The following is a 16,906-nucleotide window of genomic DNA, read 5'->3' as shown; positions in this document are numbered from 1 at the left end:
TCAACGGAATCGGCGAGTTCCTCAGAGCTCGGGGTCCCCGGCGCTGGACAGCCCCCGGGGACGGACCATGGCGGGGTCGACGATCCCCGAGCGGCCCGGGTAGTGCTGGGCGTGCAGAAGGTGGGCGGCGGCGAGGTCCCGAGCTCGCTGGGCGTCGCCGACATCGATGGCGTCGATCACCTGACGGTGGTCTTCCAAGACTGCGCGGCGCTCGGGAACGGGCACCGTCGAATGGTCGGTGACCTGGCTGGACCAGCTTTGCTCGTGAGCGGACCACAGGGCTTCGAGCGCGCCCGCCATGACGAGCATGGTGGTGTTGCCGCAGTGGGTGACGAGCGCTTCGTGGTAGCGGCGGCTGGCGGAGGTGGCCTTCTCCAGGGCGTCGACCGCGGCCACCGATTCCTCGTGTAGCCGACGCAGAATGGGCACCACCGTGCTCTTACGGTCCGGCCGCCCCGCGCACAGTGCCGCGCAGGCCGGTTCGACCTGCAGCAGTGCGGTCCCGACGTCGGCGAGGCTGACCTGTTGTGAGCCCAGCACCAGGCCCATGGTGTAGGCGACGTTTGCTGGGGTGGGTCGATGAATCAGCGCGCCGCCCCGTTTGCCGCGGCGCACGGTGAGCAGCCCCTCGGCCTCGAGGATACGCATGGCCTCACGCAGCGACGGCTTGCTGATGGCGAACTCGACCAGGAGTTCGTCCTCTTTGGGGAGCACATGATCGTCGGTCAGCTCGCCGGCCAGAATGCGCCGACGAAGTTCATCGGCGACCTGTTCGGCGAGCCGCCGAAAGCGAACGGTGGGAGCTGCCACGGGTCGAGTGTGCCAGATCAGGCCGCACAGCCCCGGTTCCTCGAATCGCTCACTTCCAAATGATTCGTGTCATACGATCGCGCTGCGAGAAGGGGACCATGGGGTGCAGCACTGGACTGTCGGCGACGTTGACATCCACGCGGTGCTGCAGGCGGTCATCCCGATCCCACCCGCCCTGCTTTTCGCGGCGGCAGCCGAGCGTTTCGCGGACGACTCGCTGGCGGACTATCGCGACGCCTCGGGCAACATCTTGATGGCGATCCAGTCCTATCTGATCGCGTCCGGGACCTCGTGCGTGCTGGTCGACACCTGCTTCGCCGAAAGCTTCCTGCGGACGCGCAACATCCCGGACCGCTTCGAGGAGTCGTTGGCGGCTACCGGATTTGGTCCCGGCGACATCACGGCGGTGGTCTGCACGCATCTGCACCGCGATCACGCCGGTGGCAACACCGTCGAGCAGGGCGGGCAGTGGGTGCCGAGGTTCGCCGGCGCCGACTACCTGGTGACCGCGGCCGAGCACGCGCACTGGAGCGAATTCACCGGTGAGGACCGGGTGGCCCCCGAATGCGTCGCGCCGCTGGCGCAGCACGGCAAGCTCCGCCTGGTGCGGCCCGATCATCGGCTGACCGAGACGGTCCGGCTCGTCGCCACCGCCGGTCACACCCCTGGCCACGTATCGGTGCGCATCGAATCCGCCGGCGCGGTCGCCTACATCAGCGGCGACGTTGTACACCATCCGGTCCAGATCGTCGACCCCGAGATCAGTGCCCGGCCCGACGCCGACCCGAGCGCTGCCCGTGCCAGCCGACGGGACCTGCTGCGCCGCGTCGTCGACGAGCGGGCGCTGCTGCTCGGATCGCATTTCGCCGCCCCCTCGGGCGGCTACATCAACAGCGCCGGTGCAGGTTTGGCGTGGCAACCGCTGGTAGAGCGAGAGGGAGCACGATGACCGAGACACAGCACCTGCTGCCGGAGGGGTTCGACTTCACCGACCCGGCGCTCATCGGCGAGCGCATCCCGCACGAGGAGTTCGCCCTACTGCGCAAAACCGAGCCGATCTGGTGGAACGCCCAGCCCTTCGGCGCGTCCGGTTATCCGGACGAGGGCTACTGGGTCGTCACCAAGCACGCCGATGTGCGGGCGGTGTCCTTGCAGGACGAGGTGTTCTCCTCGCACGAGAACACGTCGCTGATCCGGACGAACACCACGGACAATCAAGAGCTCCACGACGCCAGTCGTGACAACATCATGCTGTTTCTCGACGGACCCAAGCACGCCAAGCTGCGCCGGATCGTGTCACGGGGTTTCACGCCCCGCGTGGTTGCGGGCATGCGGGATTCGCTGGACCGCCAAGCCCGAGAGATCGTCACCGCCGCCGCCGAGCACAACACCGGGGACTTCGTCACCGAGGTGGCCTCGCAGCTGCCGTTGGCGACCATCTGCGAGCTGATCGGTGTCCCAGCAGACGAGCGCCAGCAGGTCTTCGACTGGAGCAACCGGCTGGTGGGCGGCGGTAACGGCGACGCGGAGGCCGGAGCTGACGGGATTCAAGCCTCCGCCGAATTGTTGGGCTACGCCTATCAGATGGCCGAAGACCGCAAGGCCCGTCCGCGCGACGACATCGCGACGGCCCTGGTAACGGCGACCATCGACGGTGAAGAGCTCACCGCGTTGGAATTCGGTTACTACGTGATGATGCTGATGGTGGCCGGCAACGAGACCACCCGCAACGCCACCTCGCAGGGGATGCTGGCGTTTTTCGACCACCCCGACCAATGGCGGCTGTTCGTCGACGAACGCCCCACCACGATGGCCGAAGAAGTGGTCCGCTGGGCGACGCCGGTCATCTCCTTCCAGCGCACCGCGTTACGCGATGTCGAACTCGGCGGAGTGCAGATCCGCAAGGGACAGCGGGTCGGCATGTTCTACGGCTCGGCCAACTACGACGACGAGGTGTTCGACAACCCGTTCAGGTTCGACATCCTGCGAAGCCCCAACCCGCACCTGGGTTTTGGGGCTCCCGGAGCGCACTACTGCATCGGGGCCAACCTCGCCCGCATGCAGATCAACCTGATCTTCGGTGCGCTGGCAGACATCATTCCCGACATCCACCAGCTGGATCGCCCATCACGGTCAGTGCTGCCCTGGATCAACGGGATCGACGCTATGCCGGTGGAATTCGGCAACGCTGGGACGTCCTAGCGGACGTCCCAGCGGCCCGCGTCACTCCTTGATGATCACCGGGTCGCCGATGTTGACCCGGTCGAAGTACCACTCGGCATCGGTGGGGCTCAGGCCGACACAGCCGTGGCTGACGTTCTCCAGCCCCAGGGAGCGCAGCGCCCAGGGTGCGGAGTGGATGTAGAGCCCGCGGCGGGTGATACGTACCGCCTGCTCGACCTCGAAGCGGTAGCCCTCGGCGGAATCGATCGGGATCCCCACGCTGCTGGAGTCCATCACGACCTTGCGGTCCTTGCCCAACACGGTGTAGTTGCCCGTCGGCGTCTCGTATTCGGTCTTGCCCATAGTGGCGGGCATGACGCCGTCTTCGCCCCAGTGCGGACGGTGGTGCGGCGTGGGCAGCGGGCCGGCCTCGTCGCCGTCGCCGTCGACGGTCACGGTGAAGGTGTGCGCCGAGATGCTGGCGACGCCCACCACCTTTGCGCCCGTGCTGAAGTCGACCGAGAGCTTGCCCACCGACAGTGCCACGGCGCTGTGCGAGGGCCAGTAGTGGTCGGGAATCCACTGCACCTCGGTGTCGTCGACCCAGTCAAACGTTCCGGTCATCGGCGGGGTGGACCGCACCGCGATGGTGCGCTCGGCGGCCCGGCGGTCGATCACCGGTGCGGAGAAGGTCACCACGACGGGGTGCGCCACGCCGACGAGAGCACCCGACGCCGGCTGGATCGATGCGATCCCCGCGCCGGGTGGCTGGCTGGCCGCGGCCGAACTAATTCCGGGCGGCGTCACGAGCGTTGTGACCGCGACCCCGATCACTACCATTGCTGAGCGCACCGATGTCCACATCGTCGGCATACCTTCCCGATCTTGTAACTTGGGTTAACGCCGTTGATGGTAGGGAGATTTGCGGCGATAAACCTCGCGCACATGCCCACGAGTCGGTCAAGGCTTCATTAAGGTTTGGACACGGCCCGCCGGCAGCGTGTCAGCAACAGCGCACCCCGGGATCGCTGTCGTGACGGTGCCGCCAATAGTCGCGCTCGGAGAGCACCGGTTCGCCGGGATGAGCGCGCCGGCGGTACTCCAGGTAGCGGCGGTAGTGGTTGTCGCCCAACAGCGATGCCCAGTACCAGCCGACGTGGCGAGCGGCCCGCGCTAATCCGCGCAGCGGGCGTTCCATTGCTCCTGCACCTTTCGTTCGGCCGCGGTGGGGATCAGCCCGGCAGGCGCGAATCGCTTCGATGGCACCGGCGGCGGCTCGAAGGTCGACGCCGCTCCGCGAATCGCCCGTAGCGACACCACAATTGCGGCCACGACCACCACCGCCACCAGCGAGGCGAACACAATCGACAAAGTTCCCTGGATGAACGTGTTGCGGACGACGTCGTGCAACTGCGCCGGATTGGCTGCCGATCCGAACGACGTCTCGCCGGCCCGCTCGGCGGCTCGATAGGCGAAGTGTTGCGTCCAGTAGCCCACCCGCGGATCGCCGGAGAAGATCTTCTGCCATGAGGCGGTCATGGTGACCGTCAGATCCCACAGCAGCGGAATGCCTGGGATGAGCGCCCATTTCAGGCCGGAGGTCCCGCGGCCCTTCTTGATCACGATCACCGTCACCACCGTCAGCGCGATCGCGGCCAGCAACTGGTTGGCGATACCGAATAACGGGAAAAGGGTGTTGATCCCGCCGAGCGGATCGGTGACGCCCATCAACAGGATCGAACCCCACCCGGCGACCACGGCCAGACTGCACACCCACGCCCCGATCCGCCAACTCGGGTTGGACAGCCGGCGCAGCGGTCCGCCGAGGTTGCTCAGCGCGTCCGAGAGCATGAATCGGGCCACCCGGGTGCCGGCGTCGACGGTGGTCAGGATGAACAGCGCCTCGAACATGATCGCGAAGTGGTACCAGAAGGCCTTGAGGCCCGGTCCGCCGAACACCCGCCCCAAAACGTCGGCCATTCCCAGCGCCAGGGTGGGGGCCCCGCCGGTGCGAGACACGATCGACTGTTCCCCGACCGCGGTGGCGGCCTCGGTGATCTGCTCGGCGGTCACCGGGGTCCCGCCGAGCCCGAGCCCGTTGACGTAAGCGGCGGCGCTCGAGGCGGTGCCGCCGGTCGCGGCGACCGGCGCATTGAGGGTGAAGAACAGGTGCTGGTCCAGGATCGATGCGGTGATCAGCGCCATCACCGCCACGAAGGATTCGGTGAGCATGCCGCCATAGCCGATCAGCCGCATCTGGCTCTCTTTTTCGAGCAGTTTCGGGGTGGTGCCCGAGGCGATCAGCGAATGGAATCCCGACAGCGCGCCGCACGCGATCGTGATGAACAGGAACGGGAACAGCGACCCGGCGAACACCGGTCCTTCGCCGGTGCGGGCGAACTCCGAGACGGCCGGTGCGGCCATCAGTGGCCGCGCAACCAGGATGCCGATGGCCAGCAGGATGATGGTGCCGACCTTCATGAACGTCGACAGATAGTCGCGTGGCGCCAGCAGCAACCACACCGGCAGCACCGAGGCGGCGAAACCGTAACCGATGATGCACCAGGACAATGTCACCGGGGACAACGTGAACCATGCGACACCCCAAGAGGTTTCGGCGACCCACTTGCCTGCTGCGACAGCACCCAGCAACGCGACGATTCCGATCAGGGACACCTCGGACACCCGGCCTGGCCGCAGGAACCGCAGATAGAACCCCATGAACAGGGCGATCGGAATGGTCATCGCGATGGAGAACACGCCCCAGGGGCTGACCGCCAACGCCCGCACCACGATCAGTGCCAGTACCGCGATCAGAATCACCATGATGACCAGCACGCCGATGATCGCGGCCGCACCGCCGACGACGCCCAACTCCTCGCGGGCCATCTGTCCCAAGGAGCGACCCCGTCGGCGCACTGAGCACCACAGCACCAGGTAGTCCTGCACACAGCCGGCGATCACCGCGCCGATGATGATCCAGATGGTCCCCGGCAGGTAGCCCATCTGCGTGGCCAGCACCGGACCGACCAGCGGGCCTGCGCCGGCGATTGCCGCGAAGTGGTGGCCGAAGAGCACCCGCCGATCGGTCGGCAGATAGTCGGTGCCGTCCTCGAAGATCTCCGCGGGCGTGGCGTGGTCGTCGCGCGGTTGCACGATCTTGCGCTCGATAAACCGTGCGTAGAAACGGAATCCGATGACGTAGGTGCACACCGCGGCGATCACGAACCACACCGCGTTCACCGCCTCGCCGCGGGCGAATGCGATCGATGCCCATGCCACCGCCCCCGCGACCGCCAGCGCACCGAACACCATCTTGTGCCGTGCTGAGATGGGGGAGCGGTCGATGACCGCCACCGCGGGCAGCTCGGGATCGGTGTGCACATAGGTCACCGGCCCGTCGTGTCGCTCGACTACCTCTGGCGCCGTCGGTGCGGCCACGGGTACCTCCTGGGGGCCTTCTCTGATGCCCGAGGGGCAGCGGTTTCCGAGCGGAACGATAACTTGTCCTAGATTCTCAACTACTAGATTTCCAGTAACGGCGGCGAAGGAGTCTGCATGGACATCAACGGTAAGAAGGTCATCATCGTCGGCGGCGCCTCCGGAATGGGCCGCGCCACCGCGGAGCTGCTGGCTGCCGGCGGGGCGGACGTCGCGGTGCTCGACCGGGAAGGCTCGGAGGGCAAGCAGGTCGCGGACGGCTTCGGTGGTGCCTTCTACCCGGTGGACATCACCGACTTCGACGCCACCGAGAAGACTCTGGCCGCGGCGGTCGAGGGCCTGGGCGGGCTGCACGTCATCGTCACCACGGCCGGCGGGGGTATCGCCAAGCGCACCCTGTCCAAGTCCGGACCGCACGATTTGGAGTCCTTCCGTGCGGTGATCGACCTGAACCTGATCGCCACGTTCAACATCAGCCGGCTGGCCGCCGCGCACATGAGCACCAACGAGCCCGAAGATGAGGAGCGCGGCGTCATCATCAACACGGCGTCGATCGCGGCCTTCGAAGGCCAGATCGGCCAGGTTGCCTACACCGCCGCCAAGGCGGGCGTCGCCGGTATGGCCCTGACCATGGCTCGCGACCTCGGTTCGGTGGGCATCCGGGCACTGGCGATCGCGCCGAGCCTGTTCGCCACCGGCCTGACCAAGGGCATTCCCGAGGAGTTCGCCAGCGCCTTGACCAAGGACGCCGCGTTCCCCAAGCGCCTCGGCCGGCCCGAGGAGTTCGCCAAGTTGGTTGCCGCTGTCGTCGACAACCCGATGCTTAACGGACAATGCCTGCGGCTCGACGCCGGGCAGCGGTTCGCCCCCAAGTAAACGAAAGCCAGGAGATTCCCCATGGGCATTGGATTGACCGACGACCACCGCGAACTTGCCGAGGTGGCCCGCGGATTCTTGACCGCACAGAAGGCCCGCTCGGCGGCGCGTACGCTGCTGGACGCCGCCGAGGAGACTCGGCCCCCGTTCTGGAATGAACTGGCCTCCCTGGGCTGGCTGGGCCTGCATATCGGCGAGGAGCACGGCGGCTCCGGTTTCGGGCTGCCCGAACTTGTGGTGGTGATCGAGGAGCTGGGTCGCGCAGTTGCCCCGGGTCCGTTCGTTCCGACCGTCATCGCCTCAGCGGTGATCGCCGCCGCCGGCACCCCCGAGCAGCAGGCCCGCCTGCTGCCCGGACTGATCGACGGTTCGGTGACCGCCGGGGTCGGACTGGCCGGTGGCCCGGGAGGCCTGGTCCTGGACGGCGGAGTGGCCTCCGGTGACGCCGGGGTGGTGCTGGGCGCGGGCCTGGCCGATGTGCTGCTGGTGGCCGCCGGCGAGGACGTACTGGTGCTCGAACGCGACCGCGCCGGGGTCAATGTCGACGTGCCCGGCAACCTCGACCCGACCCGCCGGTCCGGGCGCGTGACGCTGACCGGTGTCGGCGTCAGCGCCGACGACATCCTGGCCGGCGGGCGCGAGTCCGCGCTGGCGCGCGCCCGGGTGCTGCTGGCCGCCGAAGCGGTCGGCGGCGCGACCGACTGCACGGACTCGGCGGTCGAGTACGCCAAGGTGCGCGAACAGTTCGGCCGCACCATCGCCACTTTCCAGGCCATCAAGCACCACTGCGCCAACATGCTGGTCGCCGCCGAATCGGCAATCGCCGCGGTCTGGGATGCCGCTCGGGCTGATGGCGAGGACGAGTACGCCTTCCGGCTGGCCGCCGCGGTAGCCGCCACGCTGGCGTTCCCCGCCTACGTGCGCAACGCCGAGCTCAACATCCAGGTGCACGGCGGTATCGGCTACACCTGGGAGCACGACGCGCACCTGCAGCTGCGCCGGGCCCTGACAGTGCAGGCCTTGTTCGGCGGCGACGCACCGGCCCTGTCCGTCTTCGAGAGCGCCTCGGCCGGTATCACCCGGGCCAACAGCCTGGACCTGCCGCCCGAGGCCGAGGAGCTGCGCACCCGGATCCACGCCGACGCCGCCGAAATCGCGGCGTTGGCCACCGAAGACCAGCTGGACAAGCTGATCGCGACCGGCTACGTCATGCCGCACTGGCCCAAGCCGTGGGGCCGGGCGGCCGACGCCGTCGAGCAGCTGGTGATCGAGCAGGAATTCAGTGCCGCCGGAATCCAGCGGCCCGACTACTCGATCACCGGCTGGGTGATCCTGACGCTGATTCAGCAGGGCACCGACTGGCAGATCGAGCGATTCGTGGAGAAGGCGCTGCGCCAGGAAGAGATCTGGTGCCAGCTGTTCTCCGAGCCCGCCGCCGGATCGGATGCCGCCGCGGTCAAGACCAAGGCGACCCGGGTCGAGGGTGGCTGGAAGATCAGCGGCCAGAAGGTGTGGACCTCCGGTGCGCACCTGTGCCGGCGCGGCCTGGCCACGGTGCGCACCGACTTCGACGTCCCCAAGCACGCCGGCATCACCATGGTGATCGTCGACATGAAGGCGCCCGGCGTCGAAGTGCGGCCGTTGCGCCAGATCACCGGCGGGTCGGAGTTCAACGAGGTGTTCTTCAACGACGTCTTCGTTCCCGATGAGGACGTCGTCGGCGAGGTCAACGAGGGCTGGAAGGTGGCCCGCGCGACTTTGGGCAATGAGCGGGTCAGCATCGGCGGTGGTGGCTCCTACACCGCCGGGGTCGACCAGCGGCTGATCGCACTGGCTCAGCAGCACCGGAATTCCGTAGCCGACGCCGCGGCGCGGATCGGCCGGTTCGTCGCCGACGAGCACGCGTTGCGGCTGCTGAACCTGCGCCGGGTGGCGCGCAGCATCGCCGGCGCCGGCCCCGGACCCGAGGGCAACGTCACCAAACTCAAGCTCGCCGAGCACATGGGCGATGGTGCGGCCATCGGCGCGGCGCTGCTGGGTCCGGACGTCGCCCTTGATGACGGGCCGGGCGCAATGGCCGGCCGGATGGTGATGGGGGCGCGCGGTATCGCGATCGCCGGCGGCACCTCGGAGGTGACGCGCAACCAGATCGCCGAGCGAATTCTGGGGATGCCCCGCGACCCGCTGATCAAGTAGCGTTCCCCATGACGCGAGCTGGGGGCACCTCCAGCTCGCGGGGGAGCGTGTTTGCACAGTGACACGCCGGCTGTGCTGGCATTCTGCGCACCCTGGAACGTGGTGAGGAGGACGCGAAATGGCAACCGTCGCAGACCATGTCATTACCGTCCTCAAGAGCAGCGGGGTGCAGCGCATCTTTGGGATACCCGGCGACAGCCTTAACGGGCTTACCGACGCGATCCGCCGCGCCGGCGACGTCGGCTGGGAACAGGTGCGCCACGAGGAGACCGCTGCGTTCGCGGCCGCCGCGGAGGCGGCGCTGCGCGGGGGTTTGGCGGTGTGTGCCGGTAGTTGCGGACCGGGCAACCTGCACCTGATCAACGGGCTGTTCGACGCGCAGCGCAGCCGGGTGCCGGTGCTGGCGATCGCCGCCCATATCCCGCTGGCCGAGGTCGGCTCCGACTACTTCCAAGAAACCCATCCGCAGAACCTGTTTCGCGAGTGCAGCGTCTACTGCGAGCTGGTCAGCACCCCCGAGCAGGCGCCGCGCATCCTGGAGCTGGCTATGCGTGCGGCGGTCGAGGAGAACGGCGTCGCCGTCGTGGTGGTTCCGGGCGAGATCTTCGGCCACCGTCTCGACGAGACCGCCTGGGGGACGCGCCCGGTGCGACCCACAGGATCGGTCTGCCGACCCGACGAGCAGGGGTTGCGGGCAGCGGCGGCCATGCTCAACTCAGCCGCCAACGTCACCATTTTGGCCGGTGCGGGGGTTGCCGGGGCCCATGACCAGGTGATGGAGCTGGCGCACACTTTGGCAGCGCCGATCGTGCACGCGTTACGCGGCAAGGAGTACATCGAGTACGACAATCCCTACGACGTAGGTATGACGGGACTGCTCGGTTTTGCGTCCGGATACAAGGCGATCCGGGAAGCCGACGTGTTGCTGATGCTCGGCACCGACTTTCCCTACCAGCAGTTCTATCCCGATCGTGCGCAGATCATTCAAGTCGACATTCGCGGTCGAAACCTGGGCCGACGCACCCCGATCGATCTGGGACTGCTCGGCACGGTTGCCGACACGGTCGCCGCGTTACAGCCATTGCTGGCGAGTAAGAACGACCGCAGCCACCTGGAAAGGTCGCTGAAGCACTACCGCAAGACCCGCCAGCGGCTCGACTCGCTGGCGTCCAACGATCGAGACCGCACTCCGATACGCCCCGAATATGTTGCTGCGGTAGCTAATCGGTTGGCCTCAGATGACGCGGTGTTCACCGTCGACGTCGGGTCCCCGGTGGTATGGGCGGCGCGCTACGTCACCATGAACGGACGACGGCGATTGATCGGGTCGTTCAACCACGGCACCATGGCATGCGCGCTGCCACACGCGATCGGCGCGCAGTCCATCGACCGGAAGCGACAGGTTGTCGCATTGGCCGGCGACGGTGGTCTGGCGATGCTGTTCGGCGAGTTGCTGACCCTGACGCAGAATCGTTTGCCGGTCAAGGTGATCGTGTTCAACAATTCGTCGCTGAACTTCGTCGAACTGGAGATGAAGGCCGCCGGCATCGTCAACTTCGGTACCGAGTTGGACAATCCCGACTTCGGCGCCGTCGCCACGGCGCTGGGCATGTTCGGGCGCCGGGTGGAGCGGCCGGCCGATTTGGAAGCGGCCCTGACCGAGGCGCTGGCCTACGACGGACCAGCCGTCGTCGATGTCGTCACCGCCCGCCAGGAACTGTCGATCCCACCGGCGATCACCGCTGAACAGGCCAAAGGCTTCTCGCTCTACGCGATCCGGACCATCCTGGCCGGCCGCAGCGACGAACTGCTGGACCTGGTGACCACCAACGTGGCTCGCCGCATCTTGAATTGATATCGATCTCGACGCCAGTCCATAAAATGCGTTGCGCGCCCAGCGGAGGCGCTACTAGCCTGGGGGACATCATGCGTTATCTAGTTGTAGTAGCCGGCACCCGCAGCGGGGTCTGATCCAGACCGACCCCCCGCTGTGGGTCGGAAGCTACTCCCGTCGGTCGCTCTCCTCGAGCAGAAAAGACCGCACCATGGCCAACACATCCTTCGCAGACCGATTCGACACCCGACTCCCACGTGAACTGCGTGACCCGGGCGCCCAGCTCACGTGGGACGGTTTCGTGGCCAGCTACGGGCGCTGTGCCGGCCCGTTGCGGCTGGGCCGCTGGCGCTGCCTGGACGCCGATCGGCCGGCGACCCGGCTGGGGCTCCAGGGCCGCACCTACCAGGCGACGATCGCCCTCGGAGACCGGACCGGCACGTGCACCGCAGCGGCGCACGGCCCGCTGGCCGCACTGACCGAGATGCTGTACGAACGTGGAATCACGTTGGAAATCCTAGGATTTCATCAGCTCGTCTGCGGCACCGAGATCGCGACGTTCATCCACGGGTCCAACGGCCGGGCGGCAGCGTGGGCGGTGGGCTTCGCGCCCGACGCCGGCGCCTCGGCCGTGGATGCCATCGTCACGTGTGTGAATCGGCTGTTGACGGCGGGCTGACCAGGCCTAAAGCCGGCGTAAGACGATCGGCATCCCGTCCATCGGAATGGGCATGCCGCCGTAGTCCCAGCGTGTTTGGTAGCCGGGGTGCGGCAACTCCAGCCGGTACCGGCGCAGCAGCCGGTGCAAGATCGCCTTGACTTCGAGGCGGCCGAACGTCATTCCAATGCACTTGTGCGCGCCGCCGCCGAACGGATTGAACGCGTAGCGGTGCTGTTTGTGCTCGTTACGCGGTTCGGTGAACCGTTCTGGGTCGAATTTCATTGGGTTCGTCCACAATTCGGGAAGGCGATGGTTCACTCCGGGGTAGGCGATGACATTGGTGCCCTTGGGGATGTAGTAGCCCAGTAGATCGGTGTCGCGGACCGTCTGGCGCATTGCCCACTGCACCGGTGTCACCAGGCGGATCGATTCGTCCATCACCAAATCGAGCGATTCCAGCTTCTCCAGAGATTCGATGTCGAGCGGCCCGTCGCCCAGGCGAGTCGATTCGTCGCGGCAGCGTTGCTGCCAGTCTGGGTTGCCCGCGAGGTTATAGGCCATTGATGTGGCCGTGGACGTCGACGTGTCGTGGGCGGCCATCATCAGAAAGATCATGTGGTTGACGATGTCGGTGTCGGAGAACCGGTTGCCGTCCTCGTCCTCGGCGTAGCACAGCGCGGTGAGGAGGTCGTTGCCTTCCTTGCCTCGATGCTCCCGGACCCGGGCGGTGAAGTAGGTCTCCAAGAGCTCACGCGCCTTGAGGCCACGCCACCAGGTAAAGGGCGGCACGCTGGTTCGGATCAGTGCGTTGCCGGCCCGGGTTGTCGTGGTGAACGCCTTGTTGACCTTCGTGACCAGCTCATGGTCGGTGCCGGGTTCGTGTCCCATGAACACCAGCGCGGCGATGTCGAGGGTGAGCTCCTTCATCGCCGGGTGAAGCAGGAAGCGCGCGTCATCGGTGACCCAGTCGTTGGCAATCACCTGGGAGGCGACCCGGTCGATCTGCTCGACGTAGCCGGCGAGGCGCGGCCGTACGAACGCCTCTTGCATGATCCTCCGATGGAACATGTGTTCCTCGAAATCCAGCAGCATCAGGCCCCGATTGAAGAACGGCCCGATCACCGGGACCCAGCCCTGTTGCGAGTAGTCCTTGTTGCGGTTGGAGTAGATGACCTGCGTCGCATCGGGTCCCAGTGCCGCGACGGCCGGCAAGACGGGCGAATCGCCGAACAGCACCGGGCCCTGGGTCTGGTACATGTGCATCAGGTAATCGGGCCCGCCGCGCAGCACCTCGACCATGTGCCCCAGGATCGGCAGCCCGGAATCGCCGAGGACCGGCTTGAGTCCACTGCCCGGGGGCGGCTCGGCGAGTTTCTTCTCGGGGAACTCCATGTTCAACAGCCGTTTTTCCAGCGCGGCCATACCCGGGAAGTTGTTGAACGACGGGGTGAACCGGCGTTTGGCCTGGTCGATCAGGTACTGCGGGGTGCTGATCGTGGCCACAGACACTCCTTTAACGGCCCAGGCGGGCTGTGGCGCCCGTCACTTGATCGCCAATCCTTGGATCAAACTTGACGACTGTCAAGGTTGGATCCGGCGTGGCGTGGCGCGGGGTTCCGAGCCGAGCAGCGAGGGCGTGTCAGGAGGCGATGTGCCAGGCGTGAGCAGACACGGAATCGCACGCCGGAGCGGCCAGTGGTGCGATTCTGTGTCTGCTCGCAGCGTGGACTAGAGCCGGCGCAAAACGATCGGCATACCGTCCATCGGGATCGGCATGCCGCCGTAGTCCCAGCGCGGCTGGTAGTCGGGATGGGCCAGCTCAATCCGGTACTGGCGCAGCAACCGATGCAGCACCGTCTTGACCTCGAGGCGGCCGAACACCATCCCGATGCACTTGTGCGCGCCGCCGCCGAACGGCGCCCAGGCGTAGCGGTGCTTCTTGTGCTCGGACCGCGGCTCGAGGAAGCGCTCCGGGTCGAACTGGCGCGGGTTGGTGTACAGCTCGGGCAGCCAGTGGTTCATGCCCGGCCAGGTGACCACGTTGGTGCCGGCCGGAACGTAATGGCCCAGCAGATCGGTGTCGCGCACGGTCTGGCGCATGTTGAACGGCAGCGGCGTCACCAGTCGCAGCGATTCGTCCATGACCAGGTCGAGGGTCTCCAGCTTCTCCAGCGACTCGATGTCCAGCGGGCTGTCGCCGAGTCGCTGTGACTCGTCGCGGGCCCGGTCCTGCCACTCCGGGTGTGCGGCCAGGTGGTAGATCATCGTGGTCACCGTCGAGGTGGTGGTGTCGTGGGCGGCCATCATCAAGAAGATCATGTGGTTGACGATGTCGGCGTCGGAGAAGCTGTTGCCGTCCTCGTCGGCGGTGTGACACAGGACGGTCAGCATGTCGGTGCCCTCGGCCTTACGACGCTCTTTGACCCGCTCCACGAAGTAGTCCTCGAGCAGCTTGCGGCCCTGCAGACCCTGCCACCACTTGAATGGCGGCAGGCTTGTGCGGATGATCGCGCCGCCGGCCCGGGTGGTCTGCTCGAAGGCGCGGTTGACCTTGGTGACCAGCTGGTGGTCACTGCCCGGTTCGTGGCCCATGAACACCACCGAGGCGACGTCGAGGGTCAGTTCCTTCATCGCCGGGTACAGCAGAAAGCGGTTGTCGTCGGTCGGCCAGTCGGCCACGATCGCTGAGGCCACCCGATCGATGTCCTCGACGTAGCTGGCCAGTCGGGGCCGGGTGAAGGCGGACTGCATGATTCGCCGATGGCCCATGTGCTCGTCGAAGTCCAGCATCATCAGACCGCGGTTGAAGAACGGCCCGATCACCGGGAGCCAGCCCTTCTGCGAGTAATCCTTGTTCTTGTTGGTGAAGATCGTCTGGGTGGCGTCGGGTCCTAGCGCGACGATCGACGGCAGGATGGGCGAATCGGCGAACGTGATCGGGCCCCGGGTGTTGTACAGGTGCAGCGGGAAGTCGGGTCCCTGGCGGAACATCTCGACGATGTGACCCAGCAATGGCAGTCCCGAGTCGCCGACGATGGGCTTCAGACCACTGCCCGGCGGCGGCGCGGCCAGCGTCCGTTGTGGCCAGTCGACCGTCATCAGCCGCTTCTCCAGCAATCCCATCCCGGGGATGGTGTTCACGGTCGGGATGAACCGGCGTTTCGCCTGGTCGAGCAGGTAACGCGGGGTGCTGATGGTGGTCACAGACGCTCCTCTAAATGCCCGGACTGGTTGTGGTAACCGTCACTTGGCCCTAATCCTTGGAGTAAGTTTGACGCCTGTCAAGTTTGATTCCGGCGCGGCGTGGTGCAAGGTGCAAAGGTGAATAGCGAGGTTGACGAGGGTGGGCGGTCCGCCGACGATCTGCCGTTGCGGCGGGGCGACAAGCAACGTCAGGCGATTGTTCAGGCGGTTCGGGAACTGCTGGAGGAGAAACCCTTCGCGGAACTTTCGGTCAGCACCATCAGCGACCGGGCCGGAGTGGCGCGCTCGGGGTTCTATTTCTACTTCGACTCCAAGTACGCCGTGCTCGCCCACATCCTGACGGAAGCCACGCACGAGCTCGAAGAGCTGACGCACTACTTCGCACCGCGGGGCGCCGACGAATCAACGGAGGCATTCGCCCGGCGCATGGTGGGCAGCGCGGCCGCGGTCTACGCCCACAACGATCCGGTGATGTCGGCATGCAACATGGCGCGCAACAGCGACGCTGAGATCCGGGAGCTGCTCGACGCTCAGATCGATGCGGTGATCGACCAGATCGTCGGCGTGGTCAACGACGAGCTCGCCGCGGGGACCGCGAACCCGATCAGCGACGACATTCCTGCGCTGGTGCGGACCCTGGGCGCCACCACGGCCTACATGCTTTCCGGAGACAGTGCCTTTGTGGGGCCCAGCGGTGATGTGAGTCGTGGCGTGCCGGTTCTCGAGGTGTTGTGGCGCAACGCGCTGTGGGGCGGCGGCAAGACCTAGCGGGTCGCCGCCATCGGCACAGCGGGGGATTGCATCGTCGGTGCGCGGTACCGCCGGTATCGTCTGCACCCATGACACGCGTAGCGCAGTACTACCGGGGCAAACGGTGCTTCATCACCGGAGCGGCAAGCGGCATCGGACGGGCCACCGCATTGCGGCTGGCTGAGCTGGGTGCCGAGCTGTACCTGACCGACCGCAACGCCGAGGGTCTGGCCGAAACCGTCGCCGACGCACGCGCTCTGGGCGCGCTGGTACCCGAGCACCGGGTGGTCGACATCGCCGACTACGACGACGTCGCCGCCTTCGCTGCCGACATCCATGAGCGCCACGAGTCGATGGACGTCGTGATGAACATTGCCGGAGTGTCGGCGTGGGGGACAGTCGACCGGTTGAGCCACCAACAGTGGCGAAAGATGGTCGACATCAACCTGATGGGCCCGATCCACGTCATCGAATCGTTCCTGCCGCAGATGGTCGCCGCCGGCCGCGGCGGGCGCCTGGTGAATGTGTCCTCGGCAGCCGGAATCGTCGCCTTGCCCTGGCACGCGGCCTATTCCGCCAGCAAGTACGGCCTGCGCGGAGTGTCGGAGGTGCTGCGCTTCGACCTGGCCCGGCACAAGATCGGGGTGTCGGTGGTGGTTCCCGGCGCGGTCAAGACCGGTCTGGTCAACACCGTCGAGATCGCCGGCGTGGACCGCGAGGACCCGCACGTGGAGAAGTGGGTGGGCCGTTTTGCCGGCCATGCCGTGTCGCCGGAGAAGGCGGCCGACAAGATCCTGGCCGGGGTGGCGCGCAACCGCTACCTGGTCTACACCTCGGGTGACATCCGGGCGCTGTACGCGTTCAAGCGGCTGGCCTGGCTGCCCTACAGCGTGGCCATGCGTCAGGCCAACGTGCTGTTCAGCCGGGCGCTGCGGCCGTCGCGGGATTCGTTGCGCAGCTCCTGAGGCGCC

Annotated in this window: 14 protein-coding genes; 8 read left to right on the top strand and 6 right to left on the bottom strand. The window is 66.7% G+C overall.

Annotated features, from left to right (window positions below; all coding sequences use genetic code 11):
- Positions 1-21: 21 nt before the first annotated feature.
- Positions 22-810, bottom strand: coding sequence for a FadR/GntR family transcriptional regulator (locus RCP37_RS14765; protein ID WP_308483806.1), 789 nt, complete (start codon positions 808-810; stop codon positions 22-24).
- 103 nt (positions 811-913) lie between these two features.
- On the opposite strand from RCP37_RS14765, the gene RCP37_RS14760 reads away from it, so the two are divergent.
- Together RCP37_RS14760 and RCP37_RS14755 are read left to right on the top strand one after the other, a co-directional pair.
- Positions 914-1,759 (top strand): MBL fold metallo-hydrolase, encoded by an 846-nt coding sequence (locus tag RCP37_RS14760; protein WP_308483805.1) that lies wholly within the window; start codon positions 914-916, stop codon positions 1,757-1,759.
- Complete coding sequence (locus RCP37_RS14755) at positions 1,756-3,012, top strand: cytochrome P450 (protein ID WP_308483804.1); 1,257 nt, start codon at positions 1,756-1,758, stop codon at positions 3,010-3,012. The genes RCP37_RS14760 and RCP37_RS14755 overlap by 4 nt, the downstream gene beginning before the upstream one ends.
- A gap of 21 nt (positions 3,013-3,033) precedes the next feature.
- Here RCP37_RS14755 and RCP37_RS14750 read toward each other — a convergent pair whose 3' ends face one another.
- From RCP37_RS14750 to RCP37_RS14740, 3 genes are all read right to left on the bottom strand, one after another.
- Positions 3,034-3,837 (bottom strand): L,D-transpeptidase, encoded by an 804-nt coding sequence (locus RCP37_RS14750; RefSeq protein ID WP_308483803.1) that lies wholly within the window; start codon positions 3,835-3,837, stop codon positions 3,034-3,036.
- Positions 3,838-3,976: 139 nt separating this feature from the next.
- Entirely contained in the window at positions 3,977-4,171 is a 195-nt protein-coding gene (locus RCP37_RS14745) for a YbdD/YjiX family protein (RefSeq protein ID WP_308483802.1), read from the bottom strand.
- Positions 4,147-6,414, bottom strand: a complete 2,268-nt coding sequence (locus tag RCP37_RS14740; protein ID WP_308483801.1) for a carbon starvation CstA family protein — start codon at positions 6,412-6,414, stop codon at positions 4,147-4,149. The genes RCP37_RS14745 and RCP37_RS14740 overlap by 25 nt, the downstream gene beginning before the upstream one ends.
- A gap of 117 nt (positions 6,415-6,531) precedes the next feature.
- Here RCP37_RS14740 and RCP37_RS14735 point away from each other — a divergent pair, with 117 nt between their 5' ends.
- The 4 genes from RCP37_RS14735 (at position 6,532) to RCP37_RS14720 (ending at position 11,999) form a co-directional block, all read left to right on the top strand.
- Complete coding sequence (locus RCP37_RS14735; protein WP_308483800.1) at positions 6,532-7,290, top strand: SDR family NAD(P)-dependent oxidoreductase; 759 nt, start codon at positions 6,532-6,534, stop codon at positions 7,288-7,290.
- Positions 7,291-7,311: 21 nt separating this feature from the next.
- Complete coding sequence (locus RCP37_RS14730; RefSeq protein WP_308483799.1) at positions 7,312-9,486, top strand: acyl-CoA dehydrogenase family protein; 2,175 nt, start codon at positions 7,312-7,314, stop codon at positions 9,484-9,486.
- Positions 9,487-9,604: 118 nt separating this feature from the next.
- Positions 9,605-11,341, top strand: coding sequence for a ubiquinone-dependent pyruvate dehydrogenase (poxB, locus tag RCP37_RS14725; RefSeq protein ID WP_308483798.1), 1,737 nt, complete (start codon positions 9,605-9,607; stop codon positions 11,339-11,341).
- A 190-nt stretch (positions 11,342-11,531) separates the two neighbouring features.
- Complete coding sequence (locus tag RCP37_RS14720; RefSeq protein ID WP_308483797.1) at positions 11,532-11,999, top strand: 2-isopropylmalate synthase; 468 nt, start codon at positions 11,532-11,534, stop codon at positions 11,997-11,999.
- Between the two features lie 6 nt (positions 12,000-12,005).
- Here the strand turns inward: RCP37_RS14720 and RCP37_RS14715 are convergent, their stop codons facing one another.
- Together RCP37_RS14715 and RCP37_RS14710 are read right to left on the bottom strand one after the other, a co-directional pair.
- Complete coding sequence (locus RCP37_RS14715) at positions 12,006-13,484, bottom strand: cytochrome P450 (RefSeq protein WP_308483796.1); 1,479 nt, start codon at positions 13,482-13,484, stop codon at positions 12,006-12,008.
- 225 nt (positions 13,485-13,709) lie between these two features.
- Positions 13,710-15,185 (bottom strand): cytochrome P450, encoded by a 1,476-nt coding sequence (locus RCP37_RS14710; RefSeq protein WP_308483795.1) that lies wholly within the window; start codon positions 15,183-15,185, stop codon positions 13,710-13,712.
- Between the two features lie 117 nt (positions 15,186-15,302).
- Between RCP37_RS14710 and RCP37_RS14705 the strand changes: the two genes are divergently transcribed.
- Complete coding sequence (locus RCP37_RS14705; RefSeq protein WP_308483794.1) at positions 15,303-15,953, top strand: TetR/AcrR family transcriptional regulator; 651 nt, start codon at positions 15,303-15,305, stop codon at positions 15,951-15,953.
- 71 nt (positions 15,954-16,024) lie between these two features.
- A complete protein-coding gene (locus RCP37_RS14700; protein ID WP_308483793.1) occupies positions 16,025-16,900 on the top strand; it encodes an SDR family oxidoreductase in 876 nt (291 codons plus the stop codon).
- Positions 16,901-16,906 lie beyond the last annotated feature (6 nt).

Source organism: Mycolicibacter sp. MU0102 (assembly GCF_963378105.1).
Taxonomy (GTDB): domain Bacteria; phylum Actinomycetota; class Actinomycetes; order Mycobacteriales; family Mycobacteriaceae; genus Mycobacterium; species Mycobacterium holstebronense.
The sequence above is the reverse complement of the archived record's forward strand: the minus strand, read 5'-3'. Positions and strand labels throughout refer to the sequence as shown.

Coding starts and splice junctions, on each gene's coding strand:
- RCP37_RS14755 (WP_308483804.1), top strand. CDS start 1,756: ATGACCGAGACACAGCACCTGCTGCCGGAGGGGTTCGACTTCACCGAC.
- RCP37_RS14750 (WP_308483803.1), bottom strand. CDS start 3,837: ATGTGGACATCGGTGCGCTCAGCAATGGTAGTGATCGGGGTCGCGGTC.
- RCP37_RS14745 (WP_308483802.1), bottom strand. CDS start 4,171: ATGGAACGCCCGCTGCGCGGATTAGCGCGGGCCGCTCGCCACGTCGGC.
- RCP37_RS14735 (WP_308483800.1), top strand. CDS start 6,532: ATGGACATCAACGGTAAGAAGGTCATCATCGTCGGCGGCGCCTCCGGA.
- RCP37_RS14730 (WP_308483799.1), top strand. CDS start 7,312: ATGGGCATTGGATTGACCGACGACCACCGCGAACTTGCCGAGGTGGCC.
- poxB (WP_308483798.1), top strand. CDS start 9,605: ATGGCAACCGTCGCAGACCATGTCATTACCGTCCTCAAGAGCAGCGGG.
- RCP37_RS14720 (WP_308483797.1), top strand. CDS start 11,532: ATGGCCAACACATCCTTCGCAGACCGATTCGACACCCGACTCCCACGT.
- RCP37_RS14700 (WP_308483793.1), top strand. CDS start 16,025: ATGACACGCGTAGCGCAGTACTACCGGGGCAAACGGTGCTTCATCACC.